Source organism: Shewanella insulae (assembly GCF_009831655.1).
Lineage (GTDB): Bacteria > Pseudomonadota > Gammaproteobacteria > Enterobacterales > Shewanellaceae > Shewanella > Shewanella insulae.
Window position 1 is genome coordinate 37,042 of the sequence record NZ_WRPA01000007.1, and the last position, 17,207, is coordinate 54,248.

The 17,207-nt window shown below is 51.2% G+C and carries 14 protein-coding genes; 6 read left to right on the forward strand and 8 right to left on the reverse strand.

Features of this window, described 5'->3' with window-relative positions:
* Window positions 1-382: 382 nt before the first annotated feature.
* Entirely contained in the window at window positions 383-823 is a 441-nt protein-coding gene (gene mioC / locus GNT65_RS09335; RefSeq protein WP_160795537.1) for an FMN-binding protein MioC, read from the reverse strand.
* 211 nt (window positions 824-1,034) lie between these two features.
* Window positions 1,035-1,817, reverse strand: coding sequence for a bifunctional 2-polyprenyl-6-hydroxyphenol methylase/3-demethylubiquinol 3-O-methyltransferase UbiG (gene ubiG / locus GNT65_RS09340; protein ID WP_160795539.1), 783 nt, complete (start codon window positions 1,815-1,817; stop codon window positions 1,035-1,037).
* Between the two features lie 205 nt (window positions 1,818-2,022).
* Between ubiG and GNT65_RS09345 the strand changes: the two genes are divergently transcribed.
* Window positions 2,023-3,000 (forward strand): nucleoside hydrolase, encoded by a 978-nt coding sequence (locus GNT65_RS09345; RefSeq protein WP_160795541.1) that lies wholly within the window; start codon window positions 2,023-2,025, stop codon window positions 2,998-3,000.
* A gap of 22 nt (window positions 3,001-3,022) precedes the next feature.
* On the opposite strand, the gene GNT65_RS09350 is transcribed toward GNT65_RS09345, so the two are convergent.
* Window positions 3,023-3,664 carry a LysE family translocator gene (locus tag GNT65_RS09350; protein ID WP_160795543.1) on the reverse strand — a complete coding sequence of 214 codons (642 nt, stop codon included), beginning with the start codon at window positions 3,662-3,664 and terminating at the stop codon, window positions 3,023-3,025.
* Between the two features lie 306 nt (window positions 3,665-3,970).
* Between GNT65_RS09350 and GNT65_RS09355 the strand changes: the two genes are divergently transcribed.
* Window positions 3,971-6,421 (forward strand): helicase-related protein, encoded by a 2,451-nt coding sequence (locus GNT65_RS09355; protein ID WP_160795545.1) that lies wholly within the window; start codon window positions 3,971-3,973, stop codon window positions 6,419-6,421.
* Between the two features lie 389 nt (window positions 6,422-6,810).
* Here GNT65_RS09355 and mnmE read toward each other — a convergent pair whose 3' ends face one another.
* The 5 genes from mnmE to rpmH form a co-directional block, all read right to left on the reverse strand.
* Entirely contained in the window at window positions 6,811-8,172 is a 1,362-nt protein-coding gene (gene mnmE / locus GNT65_RS09360) for a tRNA uridine-5-carboxymethylaminomethyl(34) synthesis GTPase MnmE (RefSeq protein ID WP_160795547.1), read from the reverse strand.
* Between the two features lie 104 nt (window positions 8,173-8,276).
* The gene (gene yidC / locus GNT65_RS09365) at window positions 8,277-9,905 is read right to left on the reverse strand and encodes a membrane protein insertase YidC (protein ID WP_160795549.1); all 1,629 of its coding nucleotides are present in this window, start codon (window positions 9,903-9,905) and stop codon (window positions 8,277-8,279) included.
* A gap of 3 nt (window positions 9,906-9,908) precedes the next feature.
* On the reverse strand, window positions 9,909-10,163 hold the full coding sequence (gene yidD / locus GNT65_RS09370; protein WP_011867657.1) for a membrane protein insertion efficiency factor YidD: 255 nt from the start codon (window positions 10,161-10,163) through the stop codon (window positions 9,909-9,911).
* On the reverse strand, window positions 10,130-10,486 hold the full coding sequence (gene rnpA, locus GNT65_RS09375) for a ribonuclease P protein component (protein ID WP_239869585.1): 357 nt from the start codon (window positions 10,484-10,486) through the stop codon (window positions 10,130-10,132). The genes yidD and rnpA overlap by 34 nt, the downstream gene beginning before the upstream one ends.
* 15 nt (window positions 10,487-10,501) lie before the next feature.
* Window positions 10,502-10,639, reverse strand: a complete 138-nt coding sequence (rpmH, locus tag GNT65_RS09380; RefSeq protein WP_011867659.1) for a 50S ribosomal protein L34 — start codon at window positions 10,637-10,639, stop codon at window positions 10,502-10,504.
* A gap of 442 nt (window positions 10,640-11,081) precedes the next feature.
* Between rpmH and dnaA the strand changes: the two genes are divergently transcribed.
* The 4 genes from dnaA to gyrB all read left to right on the forward strand — a co-directional run bounded on the left by dnaA (window position 11,082) and on the right by gyrB (window position 17,177).
* Entirely contained in the window at window positions 11,082-12,467 is a 1,386-nt protein-coding gene (gene dnaA, locus GNT65_RS09385) for a chromosomal replication initiator protein DnaA (RefSeq protein WP_160795553.1), read from the forward strand.
* A 20-nt stretch (window positions 12,468-12,487) separates the two neighbouring features.
* Entirely contained in the window at window positions 12,488-13,588 is a 1,101-nt protein-coding gene (dnaN, locus tag GNT65_RS09390; protein WP_160795555.1) for a DNA polymerase III subunit beta, read from the forward strand.
* Window positions 13,589-13,660: 72 nt separating this feature from the next.
* Window positions 13,661-14,743, forward strand: a complete 1,083-nt coding sequence (gene recF / locus GNT65_RS09395; RefSeq protein WP_160795557.1) for a DNA replication/repair protein RecF — start codon at window positions 13,661-13,663, stop codon at window positions 14,741-14,743.
* A gap of 16 nt (window positions 14,744-14,759) precedes the next feature.
* Window positions 14,760-17,177 (forward strand): DNA topoisomerase (ATP-hydrolyzing) subunit B, encoded by a 2,418-nt coding sequence (gyrB, locus tag GNT65_RS09400; protein WP_160795559.1) that lies wholly within the window; start codon window positions 14,760-14,762, stop codon window positions 17,175-17,177.
* Window positions 17,178-17,207 lie beyond the last annotated feature (30 nt).

Here is a 17,207-nt window from a genome sequence, read left to right on the forward strand (position 1 = left end):
AGCCTTAGGTGAAAGATCAATTTAGGCCTTTCGATCGCCAAAGGATCTGGCTTATAGATCTTAAGATCTTTATATAGATCTTTTGTTATGTTTACTATTAGGATCGCGATCTTCTGTGGGTAAGTCTATTTTTCTTTTAAAATCAGAGTATAGCGACAACTTGATCCTGTGATCTGATCGCGATCTTATCGAAATAAGCTTGTGGGTAGATCGCCTACTTATCCACATGGTGGATCTTTAGTGTCGATGAGGGTTGAATAATGCAGAGTTAGATCAGATCAAAATAATACCTTATCCACATATTTATCATTTTGGATCGTAATTTGTGGATAAGGTAGATCTAATCTGTGTGTGAGATCGAGCGGATTGTGAAGAAGTGGATCTAAAGTTTATCTTGCCAGCCGCTCAACCAAGCCTGAGCGGGTTCTTCGGGGATAGGATCGTATTGTACATCGATCTGGATCTTATCCACATAGACTTGTGCACCGCAATTTTCCATCGCTTCGGTGAGTTTTTCTGGCCCCTGACAAAAGGTGTCGTAACTCGAGTCACCTATGGCACACAAGGCGTATTTGGTTCGGGTCAGATCCGGCTTCTTGCTTGCGATCTCTTCGAAAAAAGGTTGGATATTGTCCGGCAGATCGCCTGCACCATGTGTAGAGGAGACGATCAGCCACAGGCTCTTGGGGTCTAGATCGCTCAATTCGGCCTTCAGATGAACCTGAGTCTCATGCCCTTGTTCCTCCAATTGAGTGGCTAGTTCGTCGGCGACATACTCGGCGCTTCCTAGTGTCGTACCGACAATAAGTTCAATTTTTGCCATCATATTTCCTAATTTGAAACAGTTAGTCTTGTTAGACAGGCTATGCTGCCTGTTTTGGGATTGCTGCCATCATAAGCCAATTGCCGGCGCTGGTCTTCTCTGCTTATCGAATTCATAGCGTTGAGACGTATAACCAAGGAGGGGTCATTGACTGGGCCTAGCGTATTGCTGGCTTATGTCGGTAAGTGTGCACTGCCTCTATCATGCAAAGTTAGGCTTCTAAGGTGTCGTTTGCCGGCTTGCTGGCATAGAGGAGATAGTTTACCGAGGTATTGGCGGTGATCTTCCAATTTTGGGTCAAGGGATTAAAACGCATTCCCTCTGTGGTTAAGGTCGATAAGCCTTGAGGCCTGAGCATATCGTCTAGCTCTTGTGGCGTGACGAAATGGTGCCAGTCGTGGGTACCAATGGGAAGATAGCGCATGATGTACTCGGCGCCCACAATACCTATTATATAGGAGCTCAGGGTGCGATTGAGGGTCGCCATAACCAAGAGGCCACCTGGTTTTAGCAGATCACAACAGCTGGCTACCAGCGCCGCCTGATCTTCTACATGCTCGATCACTTCGGTGTTTAAGATCACATCATATAGTGACCGATCCCTTGAAAGATCGTCCGCTAAGCTGTGGCGATAATCAATGGGGATCGACCAACTGTTGGCATGGCGGCGTGCCAGGGTGATGTTATGTTCGCTGGCGTCTATGCCCGTGACCCGCGCGCCCTGGCTGGCTAAAGGCTCGCACAGTAGGCCGACGCCGCAGCCTATGTCTAATAGCGATAGGCCTTCGAAGGGGACATCCTGGGTGAGATCGCGATCAAAATGACGGGCGATCTGCTCTTCTATGGCCATGAGCCGGGTCTGATTGAAGGCGAGCACATGTTTAAATTTGCCATGTGGATCGCGCCATTCCTTGGCAAGCGCGTCAAATTTGGCGATCTCCTGCTGGGGATCTATAGGGTTCTTGAAACGACTCAGTCGGCTTTTATCTAGCATGATTTGATGTCTTAATCTGTTGGGATAAAGGCGCTATTTGGAGCCCAATTTTTGGCGTCCAAGTGTAGGGCTTTGCTATTTTTATCCCTGTATTATAGATGATACCCAGGGTGACTTTAGTGAGCTAAAAGCTGGGTCACGTTAGTTTAACCGGGAGAAAGCTAAGCTTGTGGCAATTTATACGTCTGTTGAGGAAGTGAAGTTCATGGTACAGAAAATTATATTAGATACGGATCCTGGTATAGACGATGCGATGGCCATACTGTTTGCCGAGGCGCACCCAGGTATCTCGCTCGAGGCTATCACCTGTGTTTATGGTAATGCCACCATAGAGAATGCGACGGCAAATGCGCTGTTTTTAAAACAGAAATATTCGCTAACGGCGGATGTGGTTAAGGGGGCCGACGGTCCCTTGGTGAGGCCTCCGGTTGGACCCACAACCATAGTTCACGGTGAGACAGGCTTCGGCGATTTTCATGCTCCCTCGATCGAGGAGTTTCAAGCGGACCCTAGGCCCGCTTATCAGTACATAATCGATAGCGTGCGGGCACAGCCCGGTGAGATCACGCTGGTGGCCGTTGGGCCGCTGACTAACTTGGCTCTAGCCCTCAAGGCGGCGCCGGATATAGTCGATCTGGTGAAAGAGGTGGTGGTTATGGGAGGCGCCTTCGGTGTCAACGGGCATAGAGGCAATGTGACCCCTTATGCCGAGGCTAATATTCATGACGATCCCCACGCGGCAGATCTGGTGTTCACGGCGCGTTGGCCTGTGACCATAATAGGTTTAGACGTGACCCAACAGAGCTTCTTCACCCGCCAGTACCTCGATGAGCTGCGTGAGGCCGCAGGCGAACCGGGCCAGTTCATCTGGAAGATAAGTCGGTTCTATCTTAAGTTTTACTCCCAGAAACTGGGGCTGGAAGGCTGCCATGTACACGATCCGTCGGCCATAGCCTATGTGATCGATAAGAGCCTGTTTACCCTGCGAGACGGCCCGGTTCGAGTGGTAACGGATGGACCTGCAGAAGGCCACACTATACAAAAGTTCGATGGACGTCTCTATCCTCACGACGAGTGGCAGGATAAGCCGTCCCAGCGTATAGGCGTTGCGGTGGAGGACAAGCAGTTACTCGCCCTCTATCGGGAGACACTAGTGGACTATGGTATGCGGGTAAGCGGCTAAGCGAATGTCTGTGTAAATGGCCTTAGCCGACACTCTGAAGTTGTGAGGCGAGCAGCCAGATGGCCAACACGAAGAAGATCAGCCCCATGAATTTGTTTTGATTGGCTCTGAACTTCTCGTTGTTGAGCAGCTTCTTGCCCAGGCTGCCGACCAGAGCCACCAGCAAGAGATTGAAGCTGAGCCCCATGATATTGAGCAGCAGCCCCAGGGCCAGCATCTGCTCCGCCGAGCTGGCGGTTAATTGGCTGGAGACAAACTGAGGTAAGAATAACACGAAGAAGATCAGTGCCTTAGGGTTTAATAGGTTACTGATCACCGCGCGGCGATAGAGCTGTCTGGCTAGTTTATTTTGTCCGGCGATCTCGGGTGCCTGGCTCGGTCCGGCGCGCATACAGTCCCAGCCCATCTTCAGTAGGTAGAGACCACCGGCGACCCTTAATATCTTTAGTGCAACAGGATTGAGGGCGATCAGCGCCGATACGCCCAGTGCCGCCAGCAGGGTCAAGATCAATCCCGAGGTAGCGTTACCGAAACTGGCATAGACGCCAACCTTTTTACCATAGCTAAGACTCGAACTGGCGATCAATAACATGTCGGGACCGGGGATCAGGAGTAGGGCGATCACTGTGGTTAAATAGAGGGGGAGCAGTGCCAGATCTATCATGGTGTATATACAAATAAGCCGTCTAGGGTCAAACAAGGCGCGGATTGTACAGGGTTCGAATGAATTTAACAGTGATCTTTGCATGAAAGGCTGGAGTGGTTTGGCAGCTAAGCTTTACGGCCGTGAAGTGGCGGCCAGTGCTCATCTTGGGGCGACTTGGGCGGGCTAGCTGCTCTGCCAACTAGGTGTGTTATTAGCTACTTTAGTTATTGCTAAATCTTTATTACTCATGGTTAAGCAAGTCGGTTTTTCATTTTCTCTGCGCGCCAGAGTATCATGCTCATAAACCCCATATAATCTTGTGCTATGTCCGACTCAGCCTTACCTATCGACGCTATTTATCAAGCCTTTAAGACTGCCTATTCAGACCATCATCTGGTGATCGAATCCTATACCGGTTCGGGAAAGTCTACCCGACTCCCCTTGTGGTGCGCCGAGACGAATGAACAGGGACGTCGTCCCAGAGTCTTGGTGGTGGAGCCTCGACGGGTGGCTTGCCTGGCGTTGGCCGATTATCTACAGCACCAGACGCCGCTTAAGGTCGGCTACGGCATACGTTTCGACTCGACGATCGCTTCTGATACTCAGATTGCCTTCGTTACCCCTGGGATTGCACTGCGCTGGTTATCCGGCGACATGGCGAGTCTGGGTGACTTTGACACCGTGATGATAGACGAATTTCACGAGCGTCGCTGGGATACCGATCTGCTGCTTGCTCTGCTTAAGGGCAAGAGAAGATACCGGATCGTCGTCACCTCGGCCACCATGGCGGGGGAGGTGGTTGCCAACTATCTATCTGATAAAAATGATGTTAATGCCATCAGTCTGAGGGCTGAGGGGAAGAAGTTTCACGTGGAACTCTCCTATCAGGCAAGAGAGAGTCATCATCTGCCGGATATTCGTGGGTTAGCGCAGCGCCTGATCCCCGCGTTGCAGCATGGGCTGGCGTCGACTCTGGGTGATATCTTGGTATTTCTCCCGGGCAAGGGGGAGATCTTATCGGCGATACAAGCCTGTCGCGCGCCGATTGCCCAAGTCGATCCCCATATCAGTCTGTTGTCACTCCATGGTGGCATAGATGCCCAGGATCAAGCTAAGGTGCTGCAGACGGGCGAGCATCGCAGAATCATATTTGCCACCAATATTGCCGAGACCTCCTTGACCATTCCCGGGGTGACCGCGGTGATCGACTCAGGCTTGGAGCGTCGCACCCATCAGCGCAATGGCCGTACAGCCTTATCGCTTTCTCATATTTCTAAGGCTAGTAGCGACCAGCGTATGGGCAGGGCCGGGCGCGTACAGGAGGGCATCTGTATCCGTCTCTGGGGAAAGGCGGCGCCGCTGCGGGCGACTACACCACCAGAGTTGCAAAGAGAGGAGTTGGTTGAGCCCATGCTGGCTGCTGCCTGTGCCGACGCCCAGTTGGCGCAGCTGGATTTTGTCGATCCCCTGCCGGAAAAATCACTGCAATTGGCGACAGATAGGTTAACTGCCATGGGGGCATTGGATGCTGCGGGCTGTGCCACCGACCATGGACGACGCTTGTTTCCACTTCCTATAGATACCCAGTTTGCCCATCTAATCAGTGTCATGCCCGATGCCGATTGCCTGGATTTGATGATCACACTTTCCGCCGCCTTGGCCACGCCGGGGCGTTTCTACCGTCTGCCGACCGATGAAACTAACCTATATAGGCTATCCCAGTGGGAGCCCTTTGGTTGTGATGCCTATTGTCTGATTAAGTTACTCATGAGTGATGAGCTAGTTGACGAGATCCCGCTTATTGATATCAATCATCAGGCAATTGCCGAGGCCAGGCGTTTAGCCGGGCAGATCCGTGGGGCACTGCAGATAACGATGCGTCCCAAATTGGAGATGACCTGTTCTAAACTCAGACGTCATTGGTTGCTTTCAGTGATGCGTGCTCAGCCTGAACTCGCCTATATCTGCCGGGTCAAGCGCCAACAGGCAATGGGTAATGGCATAGGGGAAGTGCTTGTTGGCCGGGAATCTCGTTTTGGCCTAGAGCGTCATGACAAGCAGGCGCCCATAGCCGCTGTGGTGTTCGATCAACATGTGACGGCCGGTCGCGGGGTGAAGCAGACGATTAACCTAGCGCTCTGTATGGCGCCGATAACCATTGATCTCATGCTGCAGGCGGGTCTGGGGGAAGACATTGTTGCCGAGCAGCTCGGTCCAAATCAGGTGCTTATAGAGCGGCGCTATGGCGGCAGGATACTCGAGGTTCGCCGAGAGGAGGTGAAGGCGCAGGATGCTATTCAATCCATGGTCAATAGCATAGTCGAAGGCTTATTGTATCCCGGTCTCGGAGAGTGTCTGACGCAGGATATTGCTGCCTGGAATATCTGGCTCAAGCTTGGCGGTTATGAGGAGGCTAAGGCCAGCGGAGTTAACCTGCTTGCACCAGTTTCAGTTATATTGGAGGAGTTTCTGGCGCAGCGTCTGATAAGTCTCGGAGTGGAGACGTTAGAGGATCTCGAACTCATCGAGGCTGAGGATCTTCAATTTGAGGGGATCCCCGATTGGTTGAGGCAAGATTTCGATCAGGCTTATCCAATGCAATTGGCGCTTGCGGATCTCAAGCTGAGTGTCACTTATCAGATAAAGAATAAATGGGTGGTGTGTGAGTATATTGGCGGTCAGCGTAAATCGGGCCCCAAACGCTGGGAACTGCCGCGCTGGCAGGGCTGGCGGGTAAAGTATAAGAAAGCCAGTCGTGTCGTTGAGGTCAACTAGTCGAGGGATCCCAAAAGATCTTATTCAAAACTGACGATATGCTTTTGAGTATAACTTTTTAGATTCGATCGCTTCAGGGGATCTAAATTTAGCAGCCTGTAAAACAAGCAAGTCTAAAAAATAAATATAATCAATAAATTACAACTCGATATGAGTTATGCACCAATTTTGATCCCAAAGTGAATTACTTGTTGATATCTCTGTTGATTAATTCGATCGCCATCTTGGATGTTTATGCACCAAAATGAGGAAAGATCCCGCAGAGATCTTTCTTGGCTTGTTTGAATATTCTCTATGTATCTCGCTAAAGGCACTAGCCTTAGGCTATAGAGGATATGCACCACAAATGACTGTTTGAAAAACGCTCATCTATGGTGCAATAAGTATGCTTATTTACCGATACAGAATGAACCGAAGATCTTGCCGAGCAGATCGTCAGAGGTGAACTTTCCGGTGATTTCCGACAGTGCCAGTTGACACATGCGTAGCTCCTCTGCCAGGAGCTCACCCGCTTGATAGACCTCTAACTGTTCCTGACCCAGTGCCAGGTGACTGCTGGCGAGCTCTAACGCCTCTAGATGACGACGACGGGCCAGGAAACCGCCCTCTAGGTTGCTCTGATAGCCCATCAGGGACTTCAGGTGCGCCTTGAGTTCATCTACGCCCGAGCCCGTCTTGGCTGACAGGCGAAACACCTTGTGGCCCTGCTCGTCGGTGGCGGCTAACGATTCGCCGGTCAGATCTGCCTTGTTACGCACCACAGTCACCCCAAGGTTTTTGGGCAGGCGATCGATAAAGTCTGGCCAGATATCATGGGGATCGACGGCGTCTGTGGTAGTGCCATCTACCATGAAGAGTACTTGATCTGCGGTATCTATCTCGGCCCAGGCGCGTTCTATCCCTATCTGCTCTACCGTGTCTGTGGTGTCGCGCAGGCCCGCCGTGTCTATGATGTGTAGCGGCATGCCGTCGAGATGGATATGTTCGCGCAGCACGTCTCTGGTGGTACCGGCAATTTCGGTCACGATAGCCGACTCTTTACCCGCGAGGGCGTTGAGCAGGCTGGATTTGCCCGCGTTGGGGCGACCGGCGATCACCACCTTCATCCCTTCGCGTATGATGGCACCCTGCTTGGCACTGGACTGCACCGAATCGAGTTTAGTGATGATCTTGCCAAGTGAGGCGGCAATCTTACCGTCGGAGAGAAAGTCCACCTCCTCGTCGGGAAAGTCTATCGCCGCCTCCACGTAGAGACGCAGGTTGGTGACCTGATCCACCAGCTCGTGGACCTGAGTGGAGAACTCACCCTGTAGTGAGTTGAGCGCGCTCTTGGCTGCCTGTTCGCTGGTGGCATCGATCAGGTCGGCAATCGCCTCGGCCTGAGTCAGATCCAGTTTGTCGTTCATGAAGGCCTGTTCGCTGAATTCACCCGGTTTGGCGACACGTACGCCTTCGACATCCATGACACGTTTGATCAGCATATCCAGCACCACCTGGCCGCCGTGACCCTGTAGCTCGAGCACATCCTCGCCGGTGAAGGAGTTGGGGCCCTTGAAGTAGAGGGCGATGCCCTGGTCGATCACCGCGCCATCGGCCGCCTTGAAATCACAGTAGTCGGCATAACGTACCTTAGGCAGGTGCCCGAGTATGGCCATGGCTACGTCGCTGGCCTTGTCGCCAGAGACCCTGATGATACCTACGCCGCCGCGGCCTGGTGCGGTTGCTTGTGCCACGATAGTATCTGTCGTCATTACTGTGTTTCCTGCGCTGATGGAGTGAAATCTGTCTTCATTAAAAAGCAAAAAGCGGTCAATACCGAGTATCCGACCGCTTTTTCATTAGTTGGAGTTAGAGGTTATTTTAACCCTTTTTTCTCCAAACCGGCATAGATGATCTTCTGCTGGGTAATGGCTACCAAGTTACCGACCAACCAGTATAGAACCAGACCCGCTGGGAACCAGAGGAAGAAGACGGTAAAGATAACCGGCATCCACTGCATCATCTTCTGTTGCATAGGATCCATGGTTGGTGCCATAGGTTGCATCTTCTGCATCGCGAACATAGAAGCGCCCATCAGTAGCGGCAGTACATAGTATGGATCTTGTACCGAGAGGTCGGTGATCCATAGCATGAATGGCGCGTGACGCAGCTCGTAGCTTTCCAGCAGTACCCAGTAGAGTGCGATGAAGATAGGCATCTGTAGCAAGATAGGCAGACAGCCACCCATAGGGTTTACTTTCTCTTTCTTGTACAGCTCCATCATGGCCTGACCCATCTTCTGACGGTCATCGCCGAAGCGCTCTTTCATGTCCTGCAGCTTAGGTTGCAGGTTACGCATCTTGGCCATAGAGGTGTATTGCGCCTTAGTCAGCGGGTACAACATACCACGTACGGTCAGAGTAATTAGGATAATAGCCACACCCCAGTTACCCACGAAAGATTGATAGAACATCAATAACCAGTGGATTGGGATAGCCAGCCACCATAGGAAGCCGTAATCGACTACCAGGTTCAGGGATTCAGAGATGGCCGATAGGGCCTCTTGATCCTTAGGACCTACGTAGAATTGGGCACTGATAGTCTGCTCTGTACCCGGTGCGATATCATACACGGCACCACGGAAACCGATATTGGCCAGGCCGCCGGCGCTTACGCTAGAGAAGATGGTGTTTTGATCGTTGGCTGGTGGTACCCAGGCCGACACGAAGTAGTGTTGCAGCATAGCTGCCCAACCACCTAGGGTCTTCTTGTCCAGGTTCTTGTCGGCCATATCTTCGAAGCTGTACTTCTCGTAGCGGGTATCCGCTGTTGAGAAGGCGGCGCCACGATAGGTCGGCATCATCATGCTGCTTTCGCTTTTCTTGATGCTGTGCTTGATCTGGCCATACATCTGCACCTGAAGCTGCTCGGCAGAAGTGTTGTTGATGCGATATTCAACGTCGATATCGAACTTGCCGCGATGCAGGGTGAACACCTTAGTGTAGGTCACGCCGTTATCGGCTACATAGCTCAGTGGGATCTCCAGAGTATCCTGGCCATCGGCTAGGGTGTAGGCCTGAGATTGGCTGCTAAAGTGGGCACGGCCCTTGGTGCTGCTGTCGATGCCGTTACGGCCTATCAGACCACTCTGAGAGATGTAGAAGATATCTTTGGTTTGCTGTAGCAGAACGAAAGGCTCTTCCTTGTCTTGCTCCAGCTTATGACCCATCAGTGCTGAGTAGACGATATCGCCACCCACAGGGTTAATTTTTAGATTCAGCTGATCTGTCGTGACGCTAATGAGTTCTTTAGAGGCGGTCACTGCTTCGGGAAGAGCAGAGTCGGCATCTGGAACGTCAGCACTGTGCGCATCAGTGACGGTTGAAGCTACAACTGAAGATTCAGTGGCAACCGGTTGCGGATTTTTGTCTGTTTGCCATTGCTGCCACAGCAAAAAGCTGACAAAGAGCAGACCGATGAGCAATATATTGCGTTGAGATTCCATAGCCTATTTATTACACCTGTTATTTTTTGGAGGGACGGGATCTTCACCGCCCGGATGTAAAGGGTGACATTTTAATACGCGTTTCCCTGCAAACCAACTCCCTTTCACAAATCCGTGCAATCGAATGGCTTCGAGTGCGTAATTGGAACATGTGGGGTGAAAACGGCACTTTGGCCCCAGTATAGGGCTGATAAAGATTTGGTAGCCTCGGATCAGCTTAGTGGCTAGCCATTGTAACGGCGACTGAGCTTGCGCCATAACTTCTCTACCAGTTTGTGCAATGCTGCATTATCCATATCCAACACGCCGTTTCTGACGAGCACGACGATATCGAGCGGCGGTAATTCGTGTTGGTGCAAACGAAAACTGTCGCGGATGATACGTTTAACTCGATTGCGCTGATTGGCTCGCTTAACATAACGCTTTGCAACAGTTAATCCAATACGAGGATGCTGTAGCTCATTAGGGATGGCGAGTAAGGTTATTTCAGCTGAAGAAGCTTTGATGGGATTGGAGAATACAGATTTGAATTGCGCGGGAGTTAACAGACGTAACTCCCGCGTAAAGGTATAGCTGGTCACTTGCATTTCTACTTATTAAGCAGAAAGACGAGCGCGACCTTTTGCACGACGACGTGCGATAACCTTACGGCCACCAACAGTAGCCATACGAGCGCGGAAGCCGTGAGAACGCTTGCGCTTCAGGTTGCTAGGTTGAAAAGTACGTTTACTCATTATGGCAATCCGTCTTTGTTAGGTGAATAAACCTTATCCCTATAAAAGAGGTAAGGGCAAAAAAGAGGCCGAATTGTAATCACTTTAGTTAAGCCCGTCAACATGCAAAACCGTCAAGTGGGTAAATTCTGCCTCTATATCTTCTCATCAAGTCATCCTTATACACTATCTAGTGTGGATAACTCTGTGAATGGCCACTACATCTTGTGGATCTAGTGATCATTAGCCAGATCGAAGGTCGCTAATTATAGATCGATCCGGATCGCTTAATAAAGCTGAGTTTGCCGCTTTGTCAGATTATTTTGATCGACGAGGATCGTTTTGGATCGGCGTAAATAAATAAAGATGATCTTACTGGGGATAAATCTACTTAAAGGATAGCGATCCTAGTGATCTCACTATAGAATACACCTCTTTTGTTTGATCTTTTGGGGATAAGTACGTGGCGGTTTCACTTTGGCAGCAATGTATCGGACGACTACAGGACGAGCTTTCCGCTCAGCAATTCAGTATGTGGATCAGACCGTTACAAGCCGAAATGGATGGGGAAACTCTAGTGCTATATGCACCGAATCGATTCGTACTCGATTGGGTGAGAGATAAGTATCTCAATACCATCAATCAGTTCTTTACCGAACAGATGGGTAGCGATGCCCCTAAGCTGCGTTTCGACATCGGCAGTCGCCCTGCTGCGAGTAAACCGGCGGCGCCGGCAGCCTCGACCAAGAGCCCAGTTGCACCCACGACTAGCAAATCCCCAAGCAAGCCGTCATTTAATAGCAACGAACCCGCGGCCACGGCAAATCATAGAAGTAACATGAACCCCACCTACCAGTTCGACAACTTCGTCGAGGGTAAGTCTAACCAGCTGGGTAAGGCGGCCGCCTTGCAGGTGTCTGAAAATCCGGGTGGTGCCTATAACCCCTTGTTCCTCTATGGCGGAACCGGTCTGGGTAAGACTCACCTGTTGCACGCCGTGGGTAATGGCATCATCAAGAACAATCCGGATGCCAAGGTGGTCTACATGCATTCCGAGCGCTTCGTGCAGGATATGGTGAAGGCGCTGCAGAACAACGCGATCGAAGAGTTTAAACGTTATTACCGTAGCGTCGACGCGCTGTTTATCGATGATATTCAATTCTTTGCCAACAAAGACAGATCCCAGGAAGAGTTCTTCCATACCTTTAACGCCCTGTTAGAGGGTAATCATCAGGTGATCCTAACCTCAGATCGCTACCCTAAAGAGATCGACGGGGTGGAAGATCGCCTCAAGTCCCGTTTCGGTTGGGGCCTGACGGTCGCCATCGAGCCGCCCGAGCTAGAGACCCGCGTGGCGATCCTGATGCGTAAGGCCCAGGAGAGCGGCATTAACCTGCCGGACGAGGTAGCCTTCTTTATTGCCAAGCGTCTGAGATCTAACGTTCGTGAACTGGAAGGCGCGCTGAACAGGGTGATCGCCAACGCCAACTTTACCGGTCGTCCGATCACTATCGACTTTGTGCGTGAAGCCCTAAGAGATCTCTTGGCTCTGCAGGAAAAATTGGTCACTATAGACAATATTCAGAAAACCGTAGCTGAATACTATAAGATCAAGATGGCCGACATGCTGTCGAAGCGCCGCTCACGCAGCGTCGCCAGGCCGAGACAGATGGCGATGGCATTGTCGAAAGAGTTAACTAACCAGAGTCTGCCCGAGATTGGCGATGCCTTTGGTGGCCGTGATCATACGACAGTGCTACACGCCTGTCGCAAAATTGCCCAGCTACGTGAAGAAAGTCATGACATTAAAGAAGATTATGCTAACTTAATCCGTACGCTATCTTCATAAACTCTGGGAAATTGAAACTGATGAAATTTTCAATTGATAGGGATGCCCTATTAAAGCCGCTTCAACTCGTGAGTGGAGCGGTGGAGAGACGACATAACTTACCTATTCTGGCAAACCTTTTAGTTGAAGTAAGTGGTCACTCACTCAAGTTAACCGGTACCGATTTAGAGGTCGAATTAGTCGGCCAGGCAGAGCTGCAGGGCGAGGTTCAAGAGGGCCGCACCACAGTACCGGCAAAGAAATTTCTCGATATCGTTAAGTCCCTTCCCGATCAAGTCGAACTCAAGATAGAGCAACAGGACAACCGCCTCTTGCTGCGCTCGGGTCGCAGCCGCTTTACCCTGGCGACCCTGCCAGCCGAAGAGTATCCCAATGTCGATGCCTTTCAGGCCGATATCGAATTTACCCTTAAGCAGGGCACCCTGAAGTCGCTGATCGATGCGACTCAGTTCTCCATGGCTAACCAGGATGTGCGCTATTACCTGAACGGTTTGCTGCTGGAAACCGAAGGCAATGTGCTACGCGCCATTGCCACCGACGGTCATCGTCTGGCTCTGAGTCACCGCATGGTGGAAGACTCCCTGCCGGAGAAGCAGGTGATCGTGCCGCGTAAAGGCGTGCTAGAACTTCAACGTCTGTTCGAAGGTGAAGATCTCGATGTGACCCTAGCTATCGGTGAAAACGCCATTCGTGCGACGACTCAGAGCGCCGTATTTACCAGTAAGCTGGTGGATGGTCGTTTCCCCGATTATCGTCGTGTGCTGCCTAAGGGTGGCGACAAGGTGGTTATCGCCAGCCGCAACCAGCTCAAGCAGGCGTTGCTGCGTGCCTCGATCCTCTCTAACGAGAAGTTCCGTGGTGTACGTGTTCAGCTGGAGCAGAACCTGATTAAGATCACTGCCAACAACCCTGAGCAGGAAGAGGCAGAAGAGATCCTCGATATCGAGTATGACAATACTCCTCTGGAGATAGGCTTTAACGTCAGCTATCTCCTGGACGTGCTCAACAACCTGCCATCGGATGACGTGCGCATCACGTTGATCGATGGTAACTCCAGTGCCCTGATCGAAAATCACGTCGAAGAAGATTCTATGTACGTCGTGATGCCGATGCGTCTCTAGTCTTTAGCATTGCGCGCCCGTAAGGGCGTGCATCTTCTTAAATGGCCCCTGCGCCATTGTCATGAGTATTAGATGAGTTTATCTCGCCTTCATATCGATTCCTTTCGTAATATCGCCACTGCCCAGTTGCAACTCGGTGACGGCCTGAATCTTATCTATGGTCAGAACGGCAGCGGCAAGACCAGTATTCTCGAGGCGATTTTCTTTCTGGGGATGGGGCGCTCCTTTCGCAGTCACCTGTCTCAGCGTGTGATTCAGAACGATCAAGACAAGCTGACCCTGTTTGCCCATCTTGAGCAGGGCGAGCAGGAGACCAAGATAGGACTTAGGCGTTACCGCTCGGGTGAAACCGAAGTGAAAATCAACGGCGATAAGGTGAAACGTCTGTCCACCTTAGCCGAAACTTTGCCCATTCAGGTGATCACGCCGGAGAGTTTTTCACTGCTTTTTGAGGGGCCAAAATCCCGCCGACAGTTTATCGACTGGGGCGCCTTTCATACCGACAAGGGCTTCTATACCGCATGGGCAAATGTTAGACGAATTTTAAAGCATAGAAATCAGATGCTTAAAAGCGAAATCCCTTATCAGCAGATTCAGTTTTGGGATAAGGAATTGGTGCGCTACGCCGAAATTGTGACTGAGATACGAAAGCGATATGTAGGCTCGTTAAATGAACGACTTAAGGGTATAATCGAAGAGTTTTTACCTCAGGTTGATGTTAAGGTTTCCTTTACCCGAGGTTGGGATAGTAAAACTGATTATCAGACCCTGTTGCAGGCACAATATCCCAGAGATTTAGCGGCGGGACACACGGCCAGTGGTCCTCATAAGGCCGACCTGAGATTAAGGGTCGGGACTTTGCCGGTACAAGATGCCCTGTCCCGAGGGCAATTGAAGTTGCTTGTATGCGCACTGCGTATAGCACAGGGAAAGTTGCTCAAACAACAAATAGATAAAAACAGTATTTATCTGGTGGACGATCTGCCATCGGAATTGGATGCTAGGCACAGGCAACTCTTGCTGCAGCAGCTAAGCGATACGGGCGCACAAGTCTTTGTCACCGCCATCGAGCCTGCGGCAATAATGGATTCGTTAAACACGCCACCCGTAAAGGTGTTCCATGTGGAACAAGGGCGTGTAACGGTAATTGAATAACCGACGAGAGAATAATATGTCAGAGAATAGTTACGATTCTTCGAGTATTAAGGTACTAAAGGGCCTTGATGCGGTACGGAAGAGACCTGGGATGTATATTGGTGACACCGACGACGGTACGGGTCTGCATCACATGGTGTTCGAAGTGGTCGATAACTCTATCGATGAGGCGTTAGCGGGCCACTGTAATGATGTGATCATTACTATCCATGCCGACGGTTCGGTATCGGTAAAGGATGACGGACGTGGTATTCCGGTCGCTATCCACCCTGAAGAAGGGGTATCGGCGGCTCAGGTTATTATGACGGTACTGCACGCCGGTGGTAAGTTCGACGATAACTCCTATAAGGTTTCCGGTGGTCTGCACGGCGTAGGTGTTTCAGTGGTTAACGCCCTGTCAGAGAAGCTAAAGCTGACCATTCGCCGAGACGGCAAGCTGTATGAACAGTTCTACACCATGGGTGAGCCCGATGCGCCGATCGAGGCGATAGGAGAGGCTACCAATACAGGTACAGAGATCCGTTTCTGGCCAAGTGCCGAGACCTTCTCGGACACTCAATTCCATTTCGATATTCTGGCTAAGCGTGTTCGCGAGCTGTCATTCCTAAACTCGGGCGTAGGTATTCGCCTGGTCGACGAGCGCGACAACAAGGATGAGTTCTTCAAGTATGAGGGCGGTATCAGCGCCTTCGTCGATTACCTCAACTTGAACAAGACACCGGTCAATAAAGAGATCTTCCACTTCGTACAGGAACGTGAAGACGGCATTACCGTTGAGGTGGCGATGCAGTGGAACGATGGCTTCCAAGAAAGCATCTTCTGTTTCACTAACAACATTCCTCAGCGCGATGGTGGTACTCACCTTGCCGGTTTCCGTAGCGCCCTGACCCGTAACCTTAACAGTTACATGGACAAGGAAGGCTTTAACAAGAAAGGCAAGACCTCTGCGACCGGTGATGATGCCCGTGAAGGTTTGACCGCCGTTATCTCAGTTAAGGTACCGGATCCTAAGTTCAGCTCTCAGACCAAAGACAAGCTGGTGTCGAGCGAAGTGAAGTCGGCCGTTGAGCAGACCATGGGTGAGAAGTTGGGTGACTACCTGTTGGAGAACCCTAACGAGGCCAAGCTGATCGTCGGTAAGATCATCGATGCGGCCCGTGCCCGTGAGGCGGCGCGTAAGGCACGCGAGATGACCCGTCGTAAAGGCGCACTAGACTTAGGTGGTCTGCCTGGTAAGCTGGCTGACTGTCAGGAGAAAGACCCTGCGCTTTCTGAAATTTACATAGTGGAGGGTGACTCTGCGGGTGGTAGTGCCAAGCAGGGTCGTAACCGTAAGAACCAGGCGATTCTGCCGCTTAAGGGTAAGATCCTTAACGTGGAGAAGGCCCGTTTCGACAAGATGCTTTCTTCACAAGAGGTCGCGACCCTGATCACCGCCCTAGGCTGTGGTATTGGCCGTGATGAGTATGATCCCGATAAGACGCGTTACCACAACATAGTTATCATGACGGATGCTGACGTCGACGGCTCGCACATTCGTACCTTGCTGTTGACCTTCTTCTTCCGTCAAATGCCTGAGCTGATTGAGCGTGGCTATGTGTTTATCGCTCAGCCACCACTGTACAAGGTGAAGAAGGGCAAGCAGGAGCAGTACCTGAAAGATGATCCGGCGCTGACCGAATACCTGACTAACCTGGCATTGGACGGTGGTGAGATCCATCCGTCTCAAGATGCACCGGCCATGTCTGGCGCGCCGCTAGAGAAGTTGGTATATCAATACCGTGAAGTAGAAGCGATTTTCGATCGTCTCGAGCAGCGTTTCCCTATCATGTTGACCGAGCGCATGCTGTACCAGCCAGGCTTGACCAGCGATATCCTAGCCGATGAGGCTAAGGTGAAGCAGTGGTGTGACAACTATGCGGCGGCCCTGACCGAAGCAGAATCCGGTGGCTTTATCTTTAGCGCCGAGGCTTTCCTCGACCCAGAGCGTCAAGTCTATCTGCCTAAGGTGACGATACGTAAGCATGGTATAGATACCCACTACCTGTTCTCTTACGACTTCCTGCAGTCGAGCGACTATCAGCGTATGACGGCGCTGGCAGAAGCCTTGGAAGGCCTGATCGAAGAGGGTGGCTATGTGAAGCGTGGTGAGCGTGTGAAAGAAGTCTCTTCATTCGTCGAGGCCCTGGATTGGCTGATGAACGACTCTAAGCGTGGCCTCTATATCCAGCGCTACAAAGGATTGGGTGAGATGAACCCTGAGCAGCTGTGGGAAACCACCATGGATCCTGAGTCGCGTCGCATGTTGAAGGTGACCATCGAAGATGCTATCGCCGCCGATCAGCTATTTACCTGCTTGATGGGTGATCAGGTTGAGCCGCGTCGTGACTTTATCGAGTCTAACGCCCTCAACGTAGCGAACCTGGACGTATAACAGGTTGCTAATGTGAAAAGCCCCGGTCTT

What these genes read in the sequence shown, in the direction of transcription:
- mioC (WP_160795537.1), bottom strand. Translation starts at nt 823, where the DNA reads ATGGCAAAAATTGAACTTATTGTCGGTACGACACTAGGAAGCGCCGAG.
- ubiG (WP_160795539.1), bottom strand. Translation starts at nt 1,817, where the DNA reads ATGCTAGATAAAAGCCGACTGAGTCGTTTCAAGAACCCTATAGATCCC.
- GNT65_RS09345 (WP_160795541.1), top strand. Translation starts at nt 2,023, where the DNA reads ATGGTACAGAAAATTATATTAGATACGGATCCTGGTATAGACGATGCG.
- GNT65_RS09350 (WP_160795543.1), bottom strand. Translation starts at nt 3,664, where the DNA reads ATGATAGATCTGGCACTGCTCCCCCTCTATTTAACCACAGTGATCGCC.
- GNT65_RS09355 (WP_160795545.1), top strand. Translation starts at nt 3,971, where the DNA reads ATGTCCGACTCAGCCTTACCTATCGACGCTATTTATCAAGCCTTTAAG.
- mnmE (WP_160795547.1), bottom strand. Translation starts at nt 8,172, where the DNA reads ATGACGACAGATACTATCGTGGCACAAGCAACCGCACCAGGCCGCGGC.
- yidC (WP_160795549.1), bottom strand. Translation starts at nt 9,905, where the DNA reads ATGGAATCTCAACGCAATATATTGCTCATCGGTCTGCTCTTTGTCAGC.
- yidD (WP_011867657.1), bottom strand. Translation starts at nt 10,163, where the DNA reads ATGGCGCAAGCTCAGTCGCCGTTACAATGGCTAGCCACTAAGCTGATC.
- rpmH (WP_011867659.1), bottom strand. Translation starts at nt 10,639, where the DNA reads ATGAGTAAACGTACTTTTCAACCTAGCAACCTGAAGCGCAAGCGTTCT.
- dnaN (WP_160795555.1), top strand. Translation starts at nt 12,488, where the DNA reads ATGAAATTTTCAATTGATAGGGATGCCCTATTAAAGCCGCTTCAACTC.
- recF (WP_160795557.1), top strand. Translation starts at nt 13,661, where the DNA reads ATGAGTTTATCTCGCCTTCATATCGATTCCTTTCGTAATATCGCCACT.
- gyrB (WP_160795559.1), top strand. Translation starts at nt 14,760, where the DNA reads ATGTCAGAGAATAGTTACGATTCTTCGAGTATTAAGGTACTAAAGGGC.